Origin of the sequence: Shouchella tritolerans (genome assembly GCF_025770735.1) — a bacterium.
In the GTDB taxonomy this organism is placed as follows: Bacteria; Bacillota; Bacilli; order Bacillales; family Bacillaceae_D; genus Shouchella; species Shouchella tritolerans.
The window spans coordinates 230,377-252,473 of record NZ_JAODPB010000004.1 but is presented as its reverse complement, the minus strand read 5'-3'; the positions used below and the strand labels follow the sequence as shown (position 1 = coordinate 252,473).

General features: G+C 47.1%; 21 protein-coding genes. 19 read left to right on the top strand and 2 right to left on the bottom strand.

What is annotated here, in order from left to right:
• Nucleotide 1: 1 nt before the first annotated feature.
• The 5 genes from pknB to N6H06_RS15395 all read left to right on the top strand — a co-directional run bounded on the left by pknB (nt 2) and on the right by N6H06_RS15395 (nt 5,199).
• Complete coding sequence (gene pknB / locus N6H06_RS15415) at nt 2-2,122, top strand: Stk1 family PASTA domain-containing Ser/Thr kinase (RefSeq protein WP_263707522.1); 2,121 nt, start codon at nt 2-4, stop codon at nt 2,120-2,122.
• Nucleotides 2,123-2,309: 187 nt separating this feature from the next.
• On the top strand, nt 2,310-3,191 hold the full coding sequence (rsgA, locus tag N6H06_RS15410; RefSeq protein WP_062750732.1) for a ribosome small subunit-dependent GTPase A: 882 nt from the start codon (nt 2,310-2,312) through the stop codon (nt 3,189-3,191).
• 1 nt (nt 3,192) lies between these two features.
• Nucleotides 3,193-3,840, top strand: coding sequence for a ribulose-phosphate 3-epimerase (rpe, locus tag N6H06_RS15405; RefSeq protein ID WP_062750731.1), 648 nt, complete (start codon nt 3,193-3,195; stop codon nt 3,838-3,840).
• A gap of 249 nt (nt 3,841-4,089) precedes the next feature.
• Complete coding sequence (spoVM, locus tag N6H06_RS15400; protein WP_011247155.1) at nt 4,090-4,170, top strand: stage V sporulation protein SpoVM; 81 nt, start codon at nt 4,090-4,092, stop codon at nt 4,168-4,170.
• Nucleotides 4,171-4,383: 213 nt separating this feature from the next.
• Nucleotides 4,384-5,199 carry a phosphotransferase enzyme family protein gene (locus N6H06_RS15395; RefSeq protein WP_263707521.1) on the top strand — a complete coding sequence of 272 codons (816 nt, stop codon included), beginning with the start codon at nt 4,384-4,386 and terminating at the stop codon, nt 5,197-5,199.
• Between the two features lie 170 nt (nt 5,200-5,369).
• Here the strand turns inward: N6H06_RS15395 and rpmB are convergent, their stop codons facing one another.
• Nucleotides 5,370-5,558, bottom strand: a complete 189-nt coding sequence (gene rpmB, locus N6H06_RS15390; RefSeq protein ID WP_011247154.1) for a 50S ribosomal protein L28 — start codon at nt 5,556-5,558, stop codon at nt 5,370-5,372.
• Between the two features lie 193 nt (nt 5,559-5,751).
• Here rpmB and N6H06_RS15385 point away from each other — a divergent pair, with 193 nt between their 5' ends.
• The 12 genes from N6H06_RS15385 to rnc all read left to right on the top strand — a co-directional run bounded on the left by N6H06_RS15385 (nt 5,752) and on the right by rnc (nt 17,014).
• Nucleotides 5,752-6,114 (top strand): Asp23/Gls24 family envelope stress response protein, encoded by a 363-nt coding sequence (locus N6H06_RS15385; protein ID WP_011247153.1) that lies wholly within the window; start codon nt 5,752-5,754, stop codon nt 6,112-6,114.
• Nucleotides 6,115-6,172: 58 nt separating this feature from the next.
• Entirely contained in the window at nt 6,173-7,810 is a 1,638-nt protein-coding gene (locus N6H06_RS15380; protein ID WP_062750823.1) for a DAK2 domain-containing protein, read from the top strand.
• An 82-nt stretch (nt 7,811-7,892) separates the two neighbouring features.
• Complete coding sequence (locus tag N6H06_RS15375; protein ID WP_318527579.1) at nt 7,893-8,744, top strand: DegV family protein; 852 nt, start codon at nt 7,893-7,895, stop codon at nt 8,742-8,744.
• A gap of 70 nt (nt 8,745-8,814) precedes the next feature.
• The gene (gene sdaAB, locus N6H06_RS15370; protein ID WP_062750725.1) at nt 8,815-9,477 is read left to right on the top strand and encodes an L-serine ammonia-lyase, iron-sulfur-dependent subunit beta; all 663 of its coding nucleotides are present in this window, start codon (nt 8,815-8,817) and stop codon (nt 9,475-9,477) included.
• A gap of 15 nt (nt 9,478-9,492) precedes the next feature.
• A complete protein-coding gene (gene sdaAA / locus N6H06_RS15365) occupies nt 9,493-10,383 on the top strand; it encodes an L-serine ammonia-lyase, iron-sulfur-dependent, subunit alpha (RefSeq protein ID WP_062750723.1) in 891 nt (296 codons plus the stop codon).
• Nucleotides 10,380-12,425, top strand: coding sequence for an ATP-dependent DNA helicase RecG (recG, locus tag N6H06_RS15360; RefSeq protein WP_062750721.1), 2,046 nt, complete (start codon nt 10,380-10,382; stop codon nt 12,423-12,425). Before sdaAA ends, recG begins: the two co-directional genes overlap by 4 nt.
• A 90-nt stretch (nt 12,426-12,515) precedes the next feature.
• Entirely contained in the window at nt 12,516-13,091 is a 576-nt protein-coding gene (fapR, locus tag N6H06_RS15355; RefSeq protein ID WP_062750720.1) for a transcription factor FapR, read from the top strand.
• Complete coding sequence (gene plsX, locus N6H06_RS15350; protein ID WP_263707474.1) at nt 13,088-14,077, top strand: phosphate acyltransferase PlsX; 990 nt, start codon at nt 13,088-13,090, stop codon at nt 14,075-14,077. Before fapR ends, plsX begins: the two co-directional genes overlap by 4 nt.
• 1 nt (nt 14,078) lies before the next feature.
• Nucleotides 14,079-15,032, top strand: a complete 954-nt coding sequence (gene fabD / locus N6H06_RS15345; RefSeq protein WP_212953841.1) for an ACP S-malonyltransferase — start codon at nt 14,079-14,081, stop codon at nt 15,030-15,032.
• Entirely contained in the window at nt 15,026-15,769 is a 744-nt protein-coding gene (fabG, locus tag N6H06_RS15340; protein WP_062750717.1) for a 3-oxoacyl-[acyl-carrier-protein] reductase, read from the top strand. Before fabD ends, fabG begins: the two co-directional genes overlap by 7 nt.
• Before the next feature lie 75 nt (nt 15,770-15,844).
• On the top strand, nt 15,845-16,078 hold the full coding sequence (acpP, locus tag N6H06_RS15335) for an acyl carrier protein (RefSeq protein ID WP_011247143.1): 234 nt from the start codon (nt 15,845-15,847) through the stop codon (nt 16,076-16,078).
• 153 nt (nt 16,079-16,231) lie between these two features.
• Nucleotides 16,232-17,014: a ribonuclease III gene (rnc, locus tag N6H06_RS15330; protein WP_011247142.1), complete on the top strand. Its 783-nt coding sequence runs from the start codon at nt 16,232-16,234 to the stop codon at nt 17,012-17,014.
• Between the two features lie 31 nt (nt 17,015-17,045).
• On the opposite strand, the gene N6H06_RS15325 is transcribed toward rnc, so the two are convergent.
• On the bottom strand, nt 17,046-17,270 hold the full coding sequence (locus N6H06_RS15325; protein WP_062750716.1) for a DUF1128 domain-containing protein: 225 nt from the start codon (nt 17,268-17,270) through the stop codon (nt 17,046-17,048).
• Between the two features lie 180 nt (nt 17,271-17,450).
• On the opposite strand from N6H06_RS15325, the gene smc reads away from it, so the two are divergent.
• Nucleotides 17,451-21,017, top strand: coding sequence for a chromosome segregation protein SMC (gene smc, locus N6H06_RS15320; RefSeq protein WP_263707473.1), 3,567 nt, complete (start codon nt 17,451-17,453; stop codon nt 21,015-21,017).
• Nucleotides 21,018-21,028: 11 nt separating this feature from the next.
• Entirely contained in the window at nt 21,029-22,012 is a 984-nt protein-coding gene (ftsY, locus tag N6H06_RS15315; protein WP_062750714.1) for a signal recognition particle-docking protein FtsY, read from the top strand.
• Nucleotides 22,013-22,097: the final 85 nt, after the last annotated feature.

The window sequence follows — 22,097 nt, the reverse complement described above, 5'->3', positions numbered from 1 at the left end:
TATGATAGGCGAACGAATTGGCGGGCGTTACGTCGTTTTGGACAGCATTGGCGGCGGCGGAATGGCCAATGTTTATTTAGCGCTGGATGTGATTCTTGATCGGCACGTGGCAGTAAAAGTGCTCCAGCCGCAATTCTCGGAAGACGAACAATTTATTAACCGTTTTAGACGTGAAGCCCAAGCAGCGACAAGTCTTGCCAACCCGAATATCGTAAATATCTACGATGTCGGCGAGGAAGACAACGTCTACTATATTGTGATGGAGTATGTGCGAGGACGCACATTAAAACAAGTGATTCAAGAAGAAGGACCTTTAGACATCGCTGTTGCCCTTGATTACTTTAAGCAAATTTTATACGGTGTCGGCCATGCCCACGCCATGCAAATCGTCCATCGGGACATTAAGCCGCAAAACATCTTAATTAGCGAAAATGGCGAAGCGAAGGTAACCGATTTCGGAATTGCCAGGGCAATGACGTCAGCAACGATCACCCATACCAATTCTGTAATGGGCTCTGTCCATTACTTATCGCCGGAGCAAGCACGTGGCGGCCATGTCACCTATCGCTCTGACATTTATTCACTGGGCATTGTCTTATATGAAATGGTGACAGGGCAGATTCCGTTTTCTGGGGATACGGCTGTTTCGATTGCAATCAAACATTTGCAAAACGACATACCCTCTGTACGTGAATTGGTGCCAACCGTCCCTAAAAGTGTTGAAAATGTCATTAGGAAAGCGACTCAAAAAGACCCGCTGCAACGCTATGAATCTGCAGAGGAAATGGTCTGGGCTTGCGATGCGGCGCTGTCCGCGGATGCTGAGGAAGATGTCGCATTTGTCGAAGACACGGTTAGTGACGAGACGACGAAGGAATTGCCCATTATTGGCGCCTATGCCGATAAAAATTTAGAAGATACCATTGCAGTGCCTAGCAAACCTAGTAATCATCAAGAAGAGCCAGAGGACGACAACGTGCCTGAACCGGAAGCAAACACCCCTTCTGAAGACGACAGTGAAGGGAAAAAGAAAAAGCGGAAAAAATGGCTATGGTTGAGCGCAGTTGCACTAGCAGTGCTCATTGGGGCAACTGTCCTCGCTTTTACGTTTTGGAACGCGCTTTTTTTCGTTCCTGAGCAAGAGGTGCCCGATGTTGTCAATATGACCGAAGCAGAAGCGGTTGAGGCAATTGAAGCCCGTAATTTACGGGTGGAAACGGAAGAAATCGCCGATGAAAACTACGATGAAGGGCGCGTCGCCCGACAAAATCCACAAGCGGGCCGCGTCATTAAAGAAGGCCAGCCGGTCAAATTATTTATAAGCGCCTCGAAAGATGAAGTCAAAGTCGATGATTACCAAGGGCTTACCCTTTCATCGGCAACGCGGCTCCTTGAGCAGAAAGGATTTTCCGTAGAGACACAGCCGCGGGAAGACAACAGCGAGCCGGAAAATACGGTATTGTCCCAAAGCCCGTCGCCGGATACGATGGCTGTTCCTGCCGAGACGACGGTCGTGCTCACATACAGCGTCCCTGAATCGATTCAGTTGGATGACTTAACGAACCAAACAGAAGATGATGTACGTGCTTATTTTAACAGCGAAGGCTTGCGCGGCTCTTTTTCGAGGGAATACGACGACGACATCGCGGAAGGGCGTGTCATCAGCCAGTCTCCAGAGCCATTGTCAACACTCGAGAGAGGGGACAATGTGAGCGTGGTGCTATCAAGAGGGCCAGAGCCGCTTCAAGAACAGCCTGGATCACCTCCAGCGGAGGTGCCCGAGCAGCCTACAGATGAAGCCGAAGACCCTGTTGAAGAAACGCCTACTCAAGGTGAAGACGATGAGGGAGAGTCGACGATGGTTTATCGCGTAACGCAAACGATTGTCGTGTCAGAAGAACAGCAAGCAGAAGGGCAAAGTTTTGACATTCGCATCGTTGGCAAAGATGCCGATTCACAAGGCGATGAACGAGTGCTTGTCGAAGAAACGATTACCGAGACGACTGATTTTGAAATCGATTTGCGCGTAAGTCCTAGCTATACAGGCTCTTACGATGTATATATTAATGATGAATTCAATCGGCAGTCGCAAGTCTATACGTACACAGAGGAAGAAGAATAGGGCGAGGAAACGCCTGATGTTGTCAACGACCTACATCATCACAGACTGATAGAAAACGCTCGACGACGTATGCGAGCGTTTGTCTACAGTCTGAGGGCGTGGAAACGCGCCCTTCTTTCAATAAACGAGCAGGACTTTAAAGATAAACGCGTGCTCATGAAAATCCAACAGGAAAGAGAGGAATGGTATGCCAGAAGGACTGATTGTCAAAGCGCTCTCTGGCTTTTACTATGTACAAAGCGAAGGGGCGCTTATCCAATGCCGAGGCAGAGGCGTCTTTCGGAAGCGCAAGCAGACGCCGCTTGTTGGCGACTATGTCGAATTTGAGGCGGAAAATGAAACGGACGGCTATGTGATGGCAATTAAAGAGCGGAAAAATCAGCTCAACCGTCCACCTATTGCCAATGTTGATCAGGCGATTCTTGTCTTTTCGGCAAAGGAGCCAGATTTTCATACGCTCTTGTTGGATCGCTTTTTGGTACATATCGAACAACATGACATTAAGCCTGTGTTGGTCATTAGCAAAACTGATTTGCTAGAGGCGAGTGAACGGGATGCCCTAACTCGGCAAATGGCTGTTTATGGGCAAATCGGCTATCCCGTGCTATATACGTCGACGAAACAGGCCGACGATCCTAGCGAATTGCTCCCGTTGTTGGCAAACCAAGTGTCTGTGATCGCTGGCCAGTCTGGAGTCGGGAAGTCTTCGTTATTGAATGCGCTTGCCCCAGAGGCAAACATTGAAACGAATGAAATATCAAGGCATCTTGGACGGGGACGGCATACAACAAGGCATACTGAACTTTTGCCAATTGGTGAAGGCCTTGTCGCTGATACGCCTGGGTTTAGCTCACTGGAGTTTACGAACATAGAAGCGGAGGATCTCCGCTTTTGTTTTCCTGAGTTTTTAAGCTTGATGGATGACTGTAAATTTAGAGGCTGCCTTCATGACAAGGAGCCTAAGTGTGCCATTAAGGGTGCAGTAAAAACTGGGGATGTTGATTCTCTCCGCTACAAACACTATTTGCAGTTTTTACATGAAATTCAAGATCAAAAAAGGAGATATTAACATGATCAAAGTAGCGCCTTCGATTTTAGCGGGTGATTTTTCAAGAATGGGGGAGACGGTCCAAGCTTGTGACGATGCAGGCGCAGACTGGATTCATGTCGATGTGATGGACGGGAAATTTGTGCCGCCAATTACATTTGGACACCAAATGGTGGAAGCGATCCGCCCTTATACAGATCTTCCATTAGACGTCCATTTAATGGTCGAGCAGCCTGAAAAACAAATTGCGTTTTTTCAGCAAGCAGGCGCCGATTGCCTCAGTGTCCATGTCGAAGCGGGAGCCCATTTGCACCGGACGGTTGCCGCTATAAAAGAAGCAGGCATGAAAGCGGGCATTGTTTTGAATCCTGGTACTCCTGCTTATGCGGCTGAGCCTGTGCTTGCAGATGTCGATTATGTGCTGCAAATGACTGTCAATCCCGGTTTTGGTGGACAATCGTTTATTCCAGGGGCGCTTGCCAATATTAAAAAGCTCCGTGCCATGATTGATGAACGTCAACTTCCAGTGGACATTCAAGTAGACGGCGGCATCAACCCGACGACAGCACAACAATGTGTCCAAGCAGGAGCGACGATTCTCGTTGCTGGGTCGGCGGTGTTCAAGGAAGCCGATTTAGCAAAAGCGATTGCGCAAATCCGCGGGCAGTAAACGCAGCGAATCACCCTCATGTTAAAACCCTTGTGACGCCTAGGAAAACAGGTCTGATTTTTCCTCTTGCTGCATAGTCTAATAATAACTACGGGTGGACACGTCAAGAAGGCGTTTGACCTCATGAAAGGAGAGCGGCAAATCAGGCTGCTGACTCATTCAAATGAAGGGCAAATCTCGGTTTGGCGTGTGCTCGCAAAATTTATTGTTCAGGCGTGCCTGATTGCCAGTGCTTGAGGAGGAGGAGCAATGAAATTTTATACGATCAAGCTGCCGAAGTTTTTAGGAGGATTTGTTCGAGCAATGCTTGGCTCATTTAAAAAAGAATAAGATAAAAAAACACCACCGCTAGAACCCGACCTCCAAAGGTAGAGAAAAATCTTCTCTAGTTTGGAGGTCAATTTTTGTATATCTATTTTGGGAGGTTATAATGGATAAAAATGTTATAGAGCATGCAAAAAGGCTATACGGACTAAACCTTGATCTTGAGTTCCTTGGAGGGTTCGATGATAACGTTTATTTAGTAAAGACAAAGATGTTGTAATTAAGTTCTTGGATACGGAAAAGCACAAAGAACAAAGCTTGTTAAGCGAACAAGAGATTATTCAGTTAATGTCCAAACACGGAGTATATACTCCAGAGCTGATTCAATCAAGGAATAAGAACACTTATGAATTTGTTCAGGAGGGCAATAAAAGTTATTATATATTGGCATTTTCCCGGGTTGAAGGGAGTATTTTGTCTAATTATGAGGACGCTTCTCTTATTAAGCAGTGGGGGCGGACGTTAGGGCATATGCATGAAATAGCAAAAAACCATGCAAATAACAATAGTAGACATTTTCTAGAGTGGAATCATGATATAGATTTTGATCGTTTCTTTGAAGGTTCTGGTCAAATGATTGAAGACAAATGGATAACGTTTGTGGACAGGCTTGCTACAATACCTACGAGCAATGATGTTTATGGTGTAGTACATCACGACTTACATATTCGAAATCTATTGTTAAGTAAAAATAATATGTATGTGTTAGACTTTGGAGATGTTCGAAAAAGCAGGTATGCGTATGATTTTTCTATCTCAATATTTCATGCACTAGAAGAATATCGGCGAAAAAGGGAATCTACTCTCGAATTTTATCATTATTTTATCAGTCATTTTCTTGAAGGTTATCGTGAAAAGTCTACTTTCTCAAAAGAACAATTAAAATGGATTCCGTTTTTCTTAGAGTATAGGCGATTGTATTCTTTTTTATTTTTTCGACATACATTAAAATCAGCTGAAGTTCATTCAACTATTAGGAATTCCTTAGACAATATGAGGGACAGGATAGAAAATACTATCCCCGTTATTTCTTAGGCTTGTTATAAACAGATTTAAATAAGGCTAGATGTGAATTTACTTACGTGCAATATTTCTGAGAATTAAGAGAGGAGAAATTGGCTGGTTTAAGCGCGAATGAATAGCGAACTCGAACAACTAACAAAGCTGTAAAAAACACCGCAGCAACTGCGGTGTTTTTTGCGTATTTATACGCGTTCTACTTTTCCTGATTTAAGGGCGCGCGCCGAAACATATACACGCTTCGGCTTTCCGTCTACCAAGATACGAACTTTCTGTACGTTTGCACCAAAGCGACGCTTTGATTTATTCATTGCATGAGAGCGCTTATTCCCAGAACGCGCTTTACGACCGGTTATATAGCATTCACGAGCCATGTAGTGCCACCTCCTTAACAATCTCGACAAAAACACGTAGTCAACGTTACTCAAACATCTTAGCATAGGCCTTTCCATAACGCAATAAAAAAAGACAAGTAAAAAGGCTTGACGCAAATCAAAAGCTTTTAAAATGGAAGGCGATATAGTAAAATGGCGATACGTATGGTTACTAATTGAAGGAGGCAGAGCAATGACAATTGAAATGAAAACGGAGCTTGGTACAGTCGATGTGTCACAAGATGTGGTTGCAACGATTGCAGGAGGCGCAGCGATTGATTGCTACGGCATTGTCGGCATGGCCTCACAAAAACACTTTAAAGACGGATTAGCGGAGCTGTTAGGAAAAGAAAACTTCCGTCGGGGCGTTATTACCCGTGAAGAAGGGGAAGAACTCCACATTGATATGTACATTATCGTAAGTTATGGCACAAAAATTTCGGAAGTCGCCCATATGGTCCAAACAAAAGTGAAATACGATTTAGAGAAAATGCTTGGGCTTGAAGTGGAATCGGTGAACATTTTTGTGCAAGGGGTTCGCGTCGCGAATCCTTAGGATCCAGAAGGGGGAAGACAAAGTGAGCAAGAAATTGAATGGCGAGACGCTTGCCCATATGTTTATAGAGGGGGCAAGCGAGCTAGCGAACAAAGCGGATGTTGTTGATTCGCTTAACGTATTTCCGGTTCCAGACGGGGATACGGGAACAAACATGAATTTGACGATTACTTCTGGCGTCAAAGAAATCCAGAAGTCCCAGCAAGGGGACGTGGGTGAAGTTGCTAGTGCTTTTGCGAAAGGGCTTTTAATGGGCGCGCGAGGGAACTCAGGCGTCATTTTATCGCAATTGTTCAGAGGTTTTTCCAAGGCGGTAGAACGTCACAGCGAATTGACGACTGAGCAATTTGCAAAAGCATTGCAAGCGGGCGTTGCCACTGCTTATAAAGCGGTGATGAAGCCGGTCGAAGGGACGATTTTGACTGTAGCAAAAGACACCGCCAAAGCAGCCGAGCAGGCAGCGAAAAAAGAGACAGACTTTACGTCGTTTTTAACAACAATTATCAAAGCGGCGGAGCGCTCCCTAGCAAGCACGCCGGACTTGCTTCCTGTCTTAAAAGAGGTTGGCGTTGTCGATTCAGGCGGGCAAGGGCTTGTTTATATTTATGCTGGCTTTCTACAAGCGCTTACAGGCGAGCGGAAACCAAGCTTGTTGGCAGAGCCAAATATAGGCGATTTGATTAATGCAGAGCACTTCCATGCGCAAAATGCCCAGTCTCATATGGAAACGGGCGCTATTGAATTCGGCTATTGCACGGAGTTGATGGTGCGTTTTGACCGTGAAAAACTGGAAAAGCAGCCATTTCATGAAGAAGCTTTTCGAGAAAAATTAAGTGAGTACGGTGATTCCCTTCTTGTTGTATCAGATGACGATTTATTAAAAGTGCACATCCATGCGGAATATCCAGGCGAAGTGTTGACAGAGGCGCAAGCGTATGGGCCGCTCATGCAAGTGAAAATTGAAAATATGCGCGAGCAGCACGCACGCCTTACAAACGACAGCGACAATAGGCATGCCCCAGCAACGGCACGGCCGAAAGCAGAGTTTGCGATTGTGACGGTCGCGATGGGTTCAGGGATTGAGAAATTGTTTAAGGGCCTTGGCGCTGACCAAGTCATTGCTGGCGGGCAGACGATGAACCCAAGCACAGAAGACATTGTCCAAGCTATTCAAAAAGCCAATGCCAAACAAGTCATTATTTTGCCAAACAACGGCAATATCGTCATGGCTGCCAAACAGGCTGCAGAAGTAAGCGAAGCGGACGCTGAAGTCGTGGCGACGAAAACGGTTCCCCAAGGTTTAGCAGCGTTGCTCGCATTTAATCCATCAAACAGTTTACAAGACAACGCCGCAGCAATGGCCGAGGCAATAAAGGAAGTAAAAACGGGCGAGTTAACGTACGCAGTCAGGGATACGCAAATGGATAATCAGACGATCAACAAGGGCGATTTTATGGGGATAGCCGACAAAAAAATCATTGCTTGTGGCCCTCGTAAACAAGACGTGGCGAAAAAGCTCCTTGATGAAATGATTGATGAGGAAGCAGAAGTGTTGACCATTATAACGGGCGAAGATGCTACCGCAGAAGATACAAGTCAAATTGAAGCTTACGTCAATGAACGCCATGCCGACATGGAAGTCGATATTGTTGAGGGCGGACAGCCGTTGTACTCGTACATTTTTTCAGTCGAATGATCCGTCTTCATAAGGGACGAGAACATGTATGGAAGGGCATAAGGAGCATGGACGATAACGGGGAGGGGATCGTTTGGAGAAGGTGAAAATTGTCACAGACAGCACGGCAGACATTCCTAAGGAATTAGCGGAAGCACATGGGATTACCGTTATTCCGCTTAACGTTCATTTTGGCAATGAGCAATTCGAGGATGGTGTCACGTTGACGCCGCCTGCATTTTATGAAAAGTTGCAGCAAGCGAGCGAAATGCCGAAAACGTCTCAGCCATCGCCAAACCAATTTGAAGAATTGTATCGTAGCCTGGCACAGGATGGCGCCAAGGAAATTATGTCGATCCATCTTTCGGCAAAAATGAGCGGAACTCTACAAGCTGCTCTAATTGCGAAAGAGTCGCTTAAGGGAGAACTTGATGTTCATGTATATGATTCCAAGCGCGCCTCGTATGCGATCGGAATTATTGTCGTGGAAGTGGCAAAACTGGCAGCAAAAGGGGCAACACTGGCAGAATGCCAAAAGCGCTTTGAAGAACTTCTTGAACAAACGACTGTTTATTTCTTGGTGGACACGCTGGAGTTCTTGGAAAAGAATGGCCGTATCGGCAAGGCGTCTGCCCTTATCGGCACGTTGTTAAAAATGAAACCACTTCTTTCCCTGTCAGAGGACGGCGAAGTGTATGCCAAAGAAAAAGTAAGAGGGCAGAAAAAAGCAATCGCAAAAATGCTTGCATTGCTAGAAGAAGCATATGGAAACAAGAACGTTCATGTCGGCATTTCTCACGCTGTCAATGAGACGCTTGCAAATGAGTTGGCCAATGAGGTGAAAGCCCGTTTTCAAGTACAATCGCTGACGATTACAGAAATTGGCGCAGTCATTGGCGCTCATGTTGGTCCTGGGACGGTTTCGCTGTCAATGACAGAAGCAGAGCAAAAGTAAAAATCGAAGGCTGCCCATTCCCCATAAGAAGATGGCAGTCTTCTTTTTCCTTAAAAATGGAGGGATGGTAATGAAATATCGGACGGTTTTTGATATTATCGGCCCTGTTATGATTGGCCCTTCGAGTTCTCACACCGCTGGAGCGGCACGGATTGGCAAAGTGGCGCGTGCCCTTTTTGCTGAAGCCCCTGAACGGGCAGATGTACATTTCTACGGTTCTTTTGCGAAAACGTACCGTGGGCACGGGACGGATGTCGCCGTTGTAGGTGGCTTGCTTGATTACGACACGAACGATGAGCGCATCCGCGATGCTTTCTACCATGCAAAAGAAGCAGCACTGGAGGTTCATCTCCATGAAGAAGAAGCAGTCGTCCACCACCCTAATACATGCCGGATCAAGCTGACAAAAGGCGATAAACGCTTAGACCTTGTCGGCGTTTCGATTGGCGGAGGCAAAATTGAAATTGTCGAGTTAAATGGATTTGCACTACGTTTATCAGGAAACCATCCGGCTATATTGGTTGCCCATCTTGACCGCTATGGCGTGATTGCCGCAGTTAGCAACCTCCTCGCAAAACATCAATTGAATATCGGGCATATGGAAGTGTCGCGCAAAGAAAAAGGGGAAACCGCGTTAATGGTGATAGAAGTCGACCAAAATGTCGATAAAGCGCTGCTTTTGGAACTAGAAAGGCTCCCTCACATTACCCATGTCTCGAAAATCCACGATTAAAGGGAGGGGATCCGTTTGTTTAAAAATGTCGAAGAATTAGTTACGAAAGCGGAACAGGCCAATATGCCCATCTCGGAAGTGATGATCGCGCAAGAAATCGAAGTGACCGGTAGAGAGCGGCGCCAAATTATTGAACAGATGCGTGGGCAATTGCTCGTTATGGAGCAAGCAGTAGAGCGGGGGATCCATGAAGACGTCGTATCCGTTTCTGGGCTTACTGGCGGTGACGGCAAGAAGCTAGCTGCTTATGTGAAAAACGGGACAATGATTGGCGGTGAAACGACACTTTTGGCTGTAGCGGGGGCAATGGCAACCAATGAAGTGAACGCGGCAATGGGCACGATTTGCGCGACGCCGACAGCAGGTTCTGCTGGCGTTGTTCCTGGTGTGTTGTTTGGTGTCGCCCACAAACTGAAGCCTACAGAAGAACAAAAGCTTAACTTTTTATTTACGAGCGGCGCGTTTGGCTTTGTCGTCGCAAACAATGCTTCTATTTCCGGCGCTGCTGGCGGGTGCCAGGCAGAAGTAGGGTCAGCAACGGGCATGGCTGCAGCAGCGCTAGTGGAACTGGCAGGCGGCACTCCTAGGCAAAGCGCCCATGCAATGGCAATTGCTTTAAAAAATATGCTCGGCTTGGTGTGCGATCCAGTTGCCGGCTTAGTCGAGGTGCCATGTGTGAAGCGGAATGCTGCAGGCGCTTCCCTTGCAATCACGGCAGCGGATATGGCTTTAGCTGGTATCGAGAGCCGCATCCCTTGCGATGAAGTCATTGATGCGATGTATAAAATTGGTCAAACAATGCCAGAAGCGCTTCGTGAGACAGGAGAGGGCGGACTTGCGGCAACGCCAACTGGCCGTAAGCTCGAAGCCGAAATTTTTGGTAGGAGAACGAAACAAACGAAATGAGCATTGGCACGCTTGATGTAACAGCCATAAAAGGCGTTGGTGAAGAAAGTGGAAAATTGCTTAATAAAATGGGCATTTTTACAGTTGGCGATTTGCTTGAATATTTTCCGTTCCGTTACGAAGATTATGCGCTCAAACGGCCTACAGAAGCGGCCCATGATGAGCGTGTGACGATGGCGGGCAAAATTCAAAATGAAGCGAGCGTCCGCTACTATGGCAAAAATAAAAACCGGCTGACGTTTCGAATCGAAGTGGATGGCGTGTTGGTGACAGCCACCTTTTTTAACCGTGCGTTTTTAAAGAGCAAGCTTGAGCCTGGAATGGACGTAACCGTAACAGGGAAATGGGACGCGCACCGATTGACCATTACAGGGTCTGAATTAAAATTCGGAACCGTTGAACGGGAGGGCAACCTCGAACCCGTTTATCATAGCTCAGGCAAAGTGACAAGCAAGGCATTGCAAAAATGGATTGCTGCCGCCTTTTCTGCGTACGGTAGCCAAATTGAAGACCCGTTGCCTGAAAGCATCCGTAAACGCTATAAGTTGATGGACAAAGGCGAAGCGCTCCGCCATCTTCACTATCCCCTTAATCGAGAAGCAACGAAGCAGGCAAGGCGACGTTATGTATATGAGGAGCTGCTTTTGTTTCAATTGAAAATGCGCGCTTTTAAAGAAGCGATCCGGAACCAGCAAGGCGGCGGGCAGCTTGACGTAAAGGATGGTGATATTGCCGCATTTACTTCCTTACTGCCGTTCCCCCTTACAGGCGCCCAACAGCGTGCCATTGCTGATATTGTGTCAGACATCCGCTCGCCGTTAAGGATGAACCGCCTTTTGCAAGGAGATGTCGGCTCAGGAAAAACAGCTGTTGCGGCGGCGTGTATGGCCGGAGTTGTCGGAGCTGGCGGTCAATGTGCGTTAATGGCGCCAACTGAAATTCTCGCTGAACAGCATGCAACAACGATTGAAGCGTGGTTTGCGCCACTCGGTCTGAAAACGGCATTGCTCGTTGGCAGTGTCAAAGGCAAAAAACGCCGTGAACTGCTTGAACAAATCGCCAAAGGAGAAGTGGATATTGTCATCGGCACACACGCCCTCATCCAGGAAGATGTTGTCTTTTCGGCGCTCTCCCTCGTCATTACCGATGAGCAGCACCGTTTTGGAGTGGAACAGCGCCGCATCCTTCGCGACAAGGGCGAACATCCAGATGTATTGTTTATGACGGCCACGCCTATTCCACGAACGTTGGCGATTTCGGTTTTTGGCGATATGGATGTATCGGTGCTTGATGAAATGCCTGCTGGCAGAAAGCCAATTGAAACGTACTGGGTCCAGCACGAGATGTTGGAGCGCGTGCTTGAATTTGTGCGTAAAGAAGTCAAGAAAGGGCGCCAAGCGTATGTGATTTGCCCTCTGATTGAAGAATCAGAAAAGCTGGATGTGCAAAACGCAATTGATTTTCATAGCATGCTAACTGCCCATTTCCAAGGAGACGCGCAAGTTGGCTTAATGCACGGGCGTTTACAAGCTGCCGAAAAAGAGGAAGTTATGGCTGCTTTTGCTCGCAATGAATTGCATATTTTAGTTTCAACAACGGTCGTCGAAGTTGGCGTCAATGTGCCGAATGCAACCGTTATGGTCATTTACGATGCCGACCGATTTGGTCTTGCCCAACTTCATCAATTACGGGGCCGTGTAGGACGAGGCGATGAAAAATCCTATTGCATTTTGGTTGCTCAACCGAAGACAGAAGTTGGCAAAGAACGGATGCGGATTATGACAGAGACAAGCGATGGTTTCGTTTTATCAGAACGAGATTTAGAATTGCGGGGCCCAGGCGATTTTTTTGGCTCGAAACAGAGCGGTCTTCCTGATTTTAAACTTGCTGATGTCGTTCACGATTACCGGACATTGGAAGCAGCACGCCAAGATGCTGACCGTATTTTTAAAGCGAATGTCCTAAAAACAGATCCAGAGTACCGGTTGCTCTATGATTACTTGAAAAAAACGGGCGCCTTCGACGAAGTCAAGCTCGATTAAAGGTTGAATCCTACGCTGAAGATCTATATACTAGTCTTAGTACCTAGTCTTAATTCTGAAATGGAAATGTGGAATACAGGCGGTGTGGAGATGAAGATAAAAAAGAAAGAACGGCAACGGCTGTTGATGGAGCTGCTTGAAGGGAATCCTTTCCTGACCGACGAAGAGTTGTCGGCCCATTTTGGTGTCAGCATCCAGACGATTCGTCTAGACCGAATGGAACAAAACATTCCAGAACTACGGGAACGCATTAAAGACGTTGCCTACAAACAACGAGACTCGGTCATTTCTTTAGCGCCTGAAGAAGTCTTTGGTGAGATTGTCGATCTTGTTCTTGAAGAGCGTGCCATTTCCATCTTTGATGTTGGGCCGGAGCACGTGTTTGAAAGAAGCGGCATCGCCAGAGGCCACCATTTGTTTGCACAGGCAAATTCCTTGGCTGTAGCACTCGTGAATAATGAATTCGTCCTTACCGCCAAAGCATCTATTCAGTTTACTAGACCCGTCCGTGTAGGCGAGCGTGTCGTGGCGAAAGCAGAAATGGCTGGAAAAAGGAGCGGGCGTACACGTATTCTAGTGACAAGCCATGTAAACCAGGAAGTCGTGTTTACTGGCGAATTCGCGATGTATCAGCAAAATGAAACGGAAGAGAGGCCACAGCAATGAGAATAGCTTTGGATGCTATGGGGGGAGACAATGCGCCTAAAGCACACATCGAAGCGGCGATTCGGGCGGTTCAGGCATTTCCAGAGCTCGAGGTCACCCTTATCGGCAATGAAGAACAAATTCGACCACATCTTACCGACAGTACACGCCTACATGTCATACATACGACCGAAAAAATTGAGGACACGGACAAGCCGACAACAGCTGTCCGCCGTAAAAAAGAAGCATCGATGGTGCTATGTGTAAAAGAAGTAAAAGAAGGCCGCGCTGATGCGTGTATTTCCTCTGGAAACACAGGCGCGCTCATGACGGCAGGCCTCCTTCATGTCGGGCGCATTAAAGGCGTCGAACGCCCAGGATTGGCGCCAACGCTGCCAACGAAAGACGGCAATGGCTTTTTGCTCCTCGACGCTGGTGCCAATATGGATGCCAGTCCGGAACACTTGCTCCAATATGCCATCATCGGCGATGCGTATCGACGCAACGTCTATCAACAAAAAAATCCACGCGTCGGCCTCCTGAACGTCGGCACAGAGGCCGGAAAAGGCACTGAGTTGACGAAGGAGGCCTATCAGCTTCTTGAAAACAGCTCCCTTCATTTTATCGGCAATGTCGAAGCAAGGGATTTGTTTGCAGGCGTCTGCGATATTGTTGTTTGCGACGGCTTTTCGGGAAACGTCGTTTTAAAAAGCGTGGAAGGGACAGCGAAAATGGTTTTTTCGCTCCTCAAAGAGCAATTGACAAGCTCATTGCCAGCTAAGCTTGCAGCGGGTATGCTCAAGCCCCAATTCCGCAATCTAAAAGAAAAAATGGACTACTCGGAATACGGTGGTGCTGGCTTATTTGGTCTAAAAGCGCCTGTAATAAAAGCCCATGGCTCATCGGATGCGAACGCGGTTTTTCATGCGGTACGCCAGGCGAAAGAAATGGTCGACAATGAGGTGACAAAGACCATTGCACAAAAATTGGAAAATGGGGGAGAATAAAGTGGGGAAAATGGCCTTTTTATTTCCTGGACAAGGCTCACAAAAAGTCGGCATGGGAGCAGCGCTTTTTGCTGAAGATTCATTGGCAAAGGAGGTGCTTGAGCGGGCTGACAAAGCGCTTGGTTTTCCTCTTTCGGAGATCATCGCGCATGGACCAGAAGAAAAACTGAAACAAACGGCTTATGCCCAACCTGCCTTAGTTACGATGAGCACTGCTGTCCTCCAATTATTCCGCGAAGCTGGCATTGAACCGGATTTTGTTGCTGGCCACAGCCTAGGGGAGTATTCCGCTTTAGTGGCATGCGAGTCCCTAACATTTGAAGATGCGGTGACTCTTGTTCATCAACGGGGAACGCTCATGGAAGAGGCGGTGCCACAAGGGCAAGGGGCGATGGCAGCGGTACTCGGGTTAAATAAAGAGGAGCTTGAAGAAGTGGCTACCCAAATTGCAGCAGATGGTGAAGTTGCTGAACTTGCCAATTTGAATTGCCCAGGGCAAATTGTCCTGTCTGGGACAGCGAAAGGGATTGAACAGGCAGCGGTGTTAGCAAAACAAAAAGGGGCCAAGCGCGTTCTGCCTCTTGCCGTCAGTGGGCCATTCCATTCGTCATTGATGAAGCCTGCGGCTAATCAATTTAAACACGCATTAGAGCAAACGCCATTTGCCAATCCGACTGTTCCACTGATCGCGAACGTGACCGCTGAAGTGACGGATGCCCCGGAAGTCATTCGCGAACAGCTTGCTGAACAAATTTATTCACCAGTACGTTTTGAAGAGAGCGTTCGCCGCATGGTTGAACTCGGTGTCGACACATTTATTGAAATTGGTGCAGGCAATGTATTGTGCGGATTGGTTCGTAAAATTGACCGCAACTTGCGTACATTTGCCGTCAGCGACCGTGATTCATTTGAAAAGATGGCGGCTGCGCTGAAAGGAGACAAGCATTCATGTTAACAGGAAAAACGGCCGTTGTAACAGGCGCTTCACGTGGAATCGGCAAAGCAATTGCCCTTGAACTTGCTGAAAAAGGGGCAAATGTCGTCGTCAATTATGCAGGAAATCAAGACCGTGCTGAAGAAGTAGTGGCCACCATTAAAGCGCTTGGACAAGAGGCGTTTGCATATCAGGCCGATGTTGCCTCCGAAAGTGAAGTGGCAGCAATGATGAAAGAAGCAATCGGCCGCTTTCAATCGATTGATATTTTAGTGAACAATGCGGGCATTACACGCGATAACTTGCTAATGAGAATGAAAGAAGACGATTGGGATGCCGTCATTAATACCAACTTAAAAGGGGTGTTCCATTGCGCAAAAGCAGTCAGCCGGCAAATGATGAAACAACGTGCTGGCAGAATCATCAATGTCTCGTCTGTCGTTGGCGTAATGGGGAACGCTGGGCAAGCCAATTATGTTGCTGCCAAAGCAGGTGTTATTGGCTTGACTAAGTCTTTAGCGCGGGAATTAGCAGGGCGAGGCATTCTTGTCAACGCGGTGGCACCAGGCTTTATTACCACGGATATGACAGATGAGCTAGCAAACGAAACAAAGGAACAGCTGCTTAAACAAATCCCATTGGCGAAGCTTGGTGAACCAGAGGATATCGCTCGTGTTGTTCGGTTTTTGGCAAGCGATGACGCCGCTTACTTAACCGGTCAAACGATCCATGTTGACGGCGGCATGGTCATGCCTTAATAAGAGCCAGCTTGACAGGCTTACACTCTGTCGGTACAATTCTTGTGCTGATACTTTTGGGAGGAGGTGAACGTTTTGGCAGATGTCATGGAGCGTGTAACAAAAATCATCGTTGACCGTCTAGGTGTCGAAGAATCAGAAGTAAAACTAGAGTCTTCTTTTAAAGAAGATTTAAAAGCTGATTCTCTTGATGTCGTTGAGCTTGTCATGGAGCTTGAAGATGAGTTTGACATGGAGATTGCTGATGAAGACGCAGAAAAAATTGCAACGGTTAAAGATGTTGTCGATTACATAAATAACAACCAATAACCGCGAGAAAAGGGCCCCTTGCAAAAGGGGGCTCTTTTCACATCTTCACACAAAAGGGAGCTCCACAAGGCCGCGGGATTCTGTTACAATCAACAATGAGCACTAGGAATACGCATATTGCAAAATGAGTAGCTCCATTGTTTGGAGGGAATTATGGCACAATCATCGAAGTACCAGCGCAAGCCTCGGTCAGGCGAGCGAAAACGCAGTCAGCGGCGGTTAGAGCTGACAGAGGAACAAAAAAAACAGTTTGACGACCTCCTTGTCCGGACGGGTCTAACGTTTGAAAACCGCAAACTGTTGATTCAAGCATTTACCCATTCCTCGTATGTGAATGAACAACGAATTTTTTCATCATCGGATAATGAACGTTTGGAATTTCTTGGCGATGCTGTTTTAGAATTGGCTGTCTCCCAATATTTATTTAAAACGTACAAAAATATGAGCGAAGGCGATATGACGAAATTGCGCGCTTCGATCGTATGTGAACCATCCTTAGCCCGTTTTGCCGAAGAGTTGCAGTTCGGCAAACTTGTTCTTCTTGGCAAAGGGGAGGAAGTGACAGGGGGACGCACGCGCCCTGCGCTCCTTGCAGATGTGTTTGAGGCGTTTATTGGTGCCCTTTATATGGACCAAGGGCTTGAGCCTGTGTTTATGTTTTTGGCGCGTTTTATGTATCCGAAAATCAAAGAAGGCGCGTTCACATACAAGATGGATTTTAAAAGTCAACTGCAAGAATTTGTGCAACGGGATAACCGCGGCCAAATTCGCTATTTAATTGTCCAAGAAAGAGGACCTGCCCACGATCGTGAATTTGTCTCAGATGTGCAGCTAAATGAAGAAACAATTGGCACAGGGACAGGGCGCTCCAAAAAAGAAGCTGAGCAGCTAGCTGCGAAACAAGCGCTGCTTGCGCTCAACCAAAAAGAAAGCTAGAAAAAAGGAAGCGGATCATGCCTCCTTTTTTCTAGCTTTTTCTACCTCGAAGCTGGCCAAGTTCTTGGACAATTTCGTCCATCTCGCTAATCGAGAAGGATGGGCGCCGCATCACATGGGCATGCAACGCAATTAAGTCGTCATGTTTAGCGGGGCTAACACTGTCGCTTGTAATAACGCTGGCATTAACCACGTTTAGTTTCTTTTTCATGTCATCAAGCATCGTTTCGATTTCTTCAAGTGTTAATGAAGCCAAGTGAATCCTCCTTTGCAATGCCTACTGATCTCTACCTTACCAAATCAAGGTGGAAACAGGCAATTCATATTTCCAGCCGTTTTTTTGTGTGATAAACTAATAGAGTTATACAGGTTACCAGGTCTGGTTGATGCGACCCAGGTAACGCAGCGATTGCAGTTCCAGAAAGTGGGGATGAAGATGTTCCTCAAGCGACTTGAAGTGAAAGGGTTTAAGTCTTTTGCAGAACCGATAGTAGTAGATTTTGTGCCAGGTGTCACAGCGGTTGTTGGGCCGAATGGCAGTGGGAAAAGCAATATTGCCGATGCGGTGCGTTGGGTGCTCGGTGAACAGAGTGCCCGTTCGCTCCGAGGAGCAAAAATGGAAGACATCATTTTTGCAGGAAGTGATTCTCGTAAAGCTGTAAATATGGCCGAGGTTTCACTCATTCTCGATAATGAAGACGGCCATTTGGCGATTGACTATAGCGAAGTAAGCGTAACGAGGCGTTTGTACCGCTCAGGGGAAAGCGAATACTTAATTAACCGCAACTCGTGCCGTTTAAAAGACATTGTCGATTTGTTCCTTGACTCTGGCCTTGGCCGGGAAGCGTACTCGATTATTGGCCAAGGGAAAATCGAGGAAATCTTGAGCAGCAAGGCTGAGGAGCGGCGTACGATTTTTGAAGAAGCAGCAGGTGTGCTTAAATATAAAACAAGAAAAAATAAAGCCGTGAAGCGGCTAGAGCAAACGGAAGAAAACTTAGTCCGTGTTGCCGACATTTTAAATGAATTAGAAGAACAAGTAGAACCACTCCGCGAACAGGCATCCATTGCCGAAGAATACAAATTGTTGGCCGAAGAACAACGGACATTAGATATACAAGTGATTGCGCAGGAAATTACGGAGCTTTACGAAAATTGGACATCGGAGTCTGACAAGCTGAAAAAGTTAAAAGACCAGCTGCAAGCTCGAAAAGATAGCTTAGACAAGGCTGAAGAAAAGCTTGCAGCTTATCGTGAAGAGCATGCCGCCATCCGTGAAACGGCAGCAGACCTCCACAAGAAACGATTAGAAGTGAGTGAAGCGCTTGAAAAAAATGAAGGGCGCCGTGGCGTGCTGGAAGAACGAAAAAAACACGCCCTCCATAATGAAGAACAGCTTATCGAGGCGATAAAAGAGCGCGAAGCCAACAAAAAAGCGTTCCAACAAAAGCTGGACGAACTGTTAAAGCAATATGAGGCAGTCAAACAGAAAGACGACGAATTAAAGGCGGACTTTGATGAGGCGGCGCGCCATTTATCGCGTTCAAAAGAAGATTTAAGCAGCGAACTGGAAGACGCAAAAGGCGATTACATTGAATGGCTAAATGAACAGGCATCGCTTCGGAATGAACGGCGCTATTTGGAGGAACAGTTGCAGCAAAAGCAACGCAATGCACGCCGGGCTGAGTCAGCCGCTGCAGCTAGCAAAAAAGAAGCAGAACGGCTAGAGCAGGAAGCTGCTGAGCGGGCGCAGGTGCTGAAAGCGGCCGAACAGTCTTTTGCTAAGGCGAAAACGGCGCATCGTCATCACTTATCCGAAGAAGAAACGGTCAAAAACCGTTACTATAAACAAGAGGCAAAACTGTATGAAGCCTATGGGTTGCTGCAAAAAATTACTTCCCGGCGAGAAGTACTCCAAGAAATGGAGACTGAATATGCCGGTTTCTTCCAAGGCGTGAAAGAAATTTTAAAACAGCGGGGAGCGTCCCTTCCAGGCATTGTTGGAGCAGCCGCCGAATTGATAAGTGTACCTAAAAAGTTTGAAGCCGCCATTGAATTGGTGCTCGGCGCCCAAGCGCAATATGTCGTTGTCGACGATGAAGCTGCCGCGAGAGAAGCGATCTCGTTTTTGAAACAACGACGCCTAGGCCGGGCAACGTTTTTGCCGCTGACTACGGTCAAAGCCCGTGTCGTTCCAGAAGCAGTCATAACGGCGATAGCGGATGAGCCAGGCTACTTAGGGATCGCTGCCGATGTCGTCGAAGCCAAGCCTGAACATAAGCAGGCTGTCGGCTTTTTGCTCGGTTCGACGATAGTAGCGGAGACGCTGCCACAAGCAAACAAAATTGCTAAGCGCAGCGGCCACCGTTTCCGTGTTGTCACGCTAGAAGGGGATATTGTCAATCCTGGCGGGTCTATGACCGGAGGCAGCGCGAAGCAAAACCAGTCCTCATTGCTTGGGCGAAAGCGGGAAAAAGAAGAACTGGACGCTAAAAAAAGCAAGTTAGAAGAGGCGATTCGCGATTTAGAAAAACAAGTAAAGCATGACAAAGAACGGCGTCAACAACTGCAAGAAACGATTGCTAAAGTGGAAGGGCAAAAAGCACAAGCACAGGAAACGTTTGAAGAAGCTCAACGTGCTTACCAGGAAGCAAGCATTGCGTATGAGCGTGCTAGGCAGGAAGTAGAACGAATCGAACAGCAATCCAAAGAACAAGATGAGGAAGAAGCTAAAACGCATGACCGCTTTCTGGAAATTGAAGAGGCCGAAAAAAAAGCGATTGCTGAGTCCGTGCGCTTAGAAGAAAAAATAAAACAGTTGGAAGCACGACTGGCATCTGAGCAACAATCCAAAGAAGAATGGCAAGCGAAGCTAACGGAACTCCGAGTCGCACGTGCGGAAACGAAACAACAGCTCCAATATTTTGAAGCACAGCGCCAAGAATTAGCAGCGTCTCTTCAAAAAGAACAACAAGAGCTGTTGCAAGCCAAAGAGCATTTAGCCCTGGTAACGAGCAGTGCCGACGAACAAGCGCATACGTCCCAGTCCCTTGCTGAACAAATTGCTGCCGGAAAGCAGGAAAAACAGGCTCTAGCAGCAAAGCTTGCAGAGTTGGAAGAAAAAGAAGCGGAATTGAATAACCGGTACAAACAACTGGAAACAGAAACGAAGAGCGCCCAAGGCGAACATTCCTACTTACTAGAGGAAAGCCAGAAGCTAGAAGTGCGCGTCAATCGACTTGATGTCGACTTGGACTATCGCCTAAATCGCCTTCGTGAAGAGTATGAACTTTCCTATGAAGCAGCGGCAAGCCGCTATCCGCTCTCCCAGTCTTTGGAACAAGCGAAAATGAGGCTGTCATTGGTGAAACGTTCAATTGATGAACTTGGAACAGTCAATTTAGGCGCGATTGAAGAATATGCCCGTGTCCGGGAGCGGTATGAGTTTTTGCGTGAACAAAAAAGCGATCTGCTCGAGGCAAGGGTTTCACTCGATCAGGCGATTGCAGAGATGGACGAAGAAATGTCAAAACGCTTCGGTGAGACGTTTGCGAACATCCGGGGTCACTTTCAAACCGTGTTCACGAAACTGTTTGGTGGCGGCGATGCGGATCTTGTGTTGACGAACCAAGACGACTTGTTAACAACAGGAATTGAGATTATTGCTCGTCCTCCAGGAAAAAAGCGGCAGCAACTTGGACTGCTTTCCGGGGGAGAAAGGGCGCTGACGGCGATCGCGCTTCTATTTGCGATCTTGCAAGTTAGGCCTGTTCCTTTCTGCGTTCTCGATGAAGTCGAAGCAGCGCTTGATGAAGCGAATGTTAGCCGCTTTGCCCAGTACTTGCACGACTTCTCACAAAAAACGCAGTTTATTGTCATTACGCACCGTAAAGGAACAATGGAAGGGGCTGATGTCCTTTATGGGGTGACGATGGAAGAGTCAGGGGTTTCAAGGCTCGTATCCGTTAAACTGGAAGAAACCCGCCAATTAATTGGAAGCTAGGAGGAAAATGCGTGAGCTTTTTTAAAAAACTGAAAGAAAAAATGGCGCAGCAAACCAATGAAGTAGCTGACAAATTTAAACATGGATTAGAAAAAACGCGGACAAGCTTTTCTGGTAAAATCAATGAGCTTGTCGCCCGCTACCGTAAAATCGACGAAGATTTTTTTGAAGACTTGGAGGAAATCTTGATTGGCGCTGATGTTGGTGTTTCGACTGTAATGGAGCTTGTTGACGAATTAAAGGAAGAAGTGCGCTTGCGCAACTTAAAGGACACCGAAGAGATACAGCCTGTCATTTCCGAAAAACTAGCTAGCCTCCTAGAAAAAGACGATAAAGACACCGCGCTTCATTTGCAAGAAGGGTTGAGCGTCATCCTTGTTGTTGGCGTAAATGGTGTCGGCAAAACGACATCCATTGGCAAGCTCGCCCACTATTTAAAAGGGCAGGGGAAATCTGTTGTGCTCGCCGCTGGTGATACATTCCGGGCGGGTGCGATTGACCAGCTTGACGTTTGGGGAGAGCGTGTTGGCGTTCCGGTTATTAAACAGCAAGAAGGCTCTGATCCGGCAGCGGTCATGTATGATGCGATTGCTTGGGCACGCTCCCGTAAAGCTGATGTGCTTATTTGCGATACAGCTGGACGTCTGCAAAATAAAGTCAATTTAATGAATGAGCTAGCAAAAGTAAAACGTGTCATTGAAAGGGAAGTGCCCGGAGCTCCCCATGAAGTACTACTTGTCCTTGATGCGACTACAGGCCAAAATGCACTGTCGCAAGCGAAAGCATTTGCAGCGTCAACCGACGTGAGCGGTCTTGTTCTAACGAAACTTGATGGCACGGCTAAAGGAGGGATTGTCATTGCCATTCGCCAAGAGCTTGATTTGCCAGTTAAATTTATCGGGCTAGGTGAACAAAAAGACGATTTACAGCCATTTGACGCCGAGCAATTTGTGTACGGGTTGTTTCAAGATGCGATCGAGGCAGAAAAGGAATGACCAGTGCCTGTTTCGATGTTAAGATAAAAACTTGACAGGAGCAATGAGTTGCGGTAGTATCGGTAATTGTAAAGGGAAAAGACTT

Coding starts and splice junctions, on each gene's coding strand:
- pknB (WP_263707522.1), top strand. CDS start 2: ATGATAGGCGAACGAATTGGCGGGCGTTACGTCGTTTTGGACAGCATT.
- rsgA (WP_062750732.1), top strand. CDS start 2,310: ATGCCAGAAGGACTGATTGTCAAAGCGCTCTCTGGCTTTTACTATGTA.
- rpe (WP_062750731.1), top strand. CDS start 3,193: ATGATCAAAGTAGCGCCTTCGATTTTAGCGGGTGATTTTTCAAGAATG.
- spoVM (WP_011247155.1), top strand. CDS start 4,090: ATGAAATTTTATACGATCAAGCTGCCGAAGTTTTTAGGAGGATTTGTT.
- rpmB (WP_011247154.1), bottom strand. CDS start 5,558: ATGGCTCGTGAATGCTATATAACCGGTCGTAAAGCGCGTTCTGGGAAT.
- N6H06_RS15385 (WP_011247153.1), top strand. CDS start 5,752: ATGACAATTGAAATGAAAACGGAGCTTGGTACAGTCGATGTGTCACAA.
- N6H06_RS15380 (WP_062750823.1), top strand. CDS start 6,173: ATGTTTATAGAGGGGGCAAGCGAGCTAGCGAACAAAGCGGATGTTGTT.
- sdaAB (WP_062750725.1), top strand. CDS start 8,815: ATGAAATATCGGACGGTTTTTGATATTATCGGCCCTGTTATGATTGGC.
- recG (WP_062750721.1), top strand. CDS start 10,380: ATGAGCATTGGCACGCTTGATGTAACAGCCATAAAAGGCGTTGGTGAA.
- fapR (WP_062750720.1), top strand. CDS start 12,516: ATGAAGATAAAAAAGAAAGAACGGCAACGGCTGTTGATGGAGCTGCTT.
- plsX (WP_263707474.1), top strand. CDS start 13,088: ATGAGAATAGCTTTGGATGCTATGGGGGGAGACAATGCGCCTAAAGCA.
- fabG (WP_062750717.1), top strand. CDS start 15,026: ATGTTAACAGGAAAAACGGCCGTTGTAACAGGCGCTTCACGTGGAATC.
- rnc (WP_011247142.1), top strand. CDS start 16,232: ATGGCACAATCATCGAAGTACCAGCGCAAGCCTCGGTCAGGCGAGCGA.
- smc (WP_263707473.1), top strand. CDS start 17,451: ATGTTCCTCAAGCGACTTGAAGTGAAAGGGTTTAAGTCTTTTGCAGAA.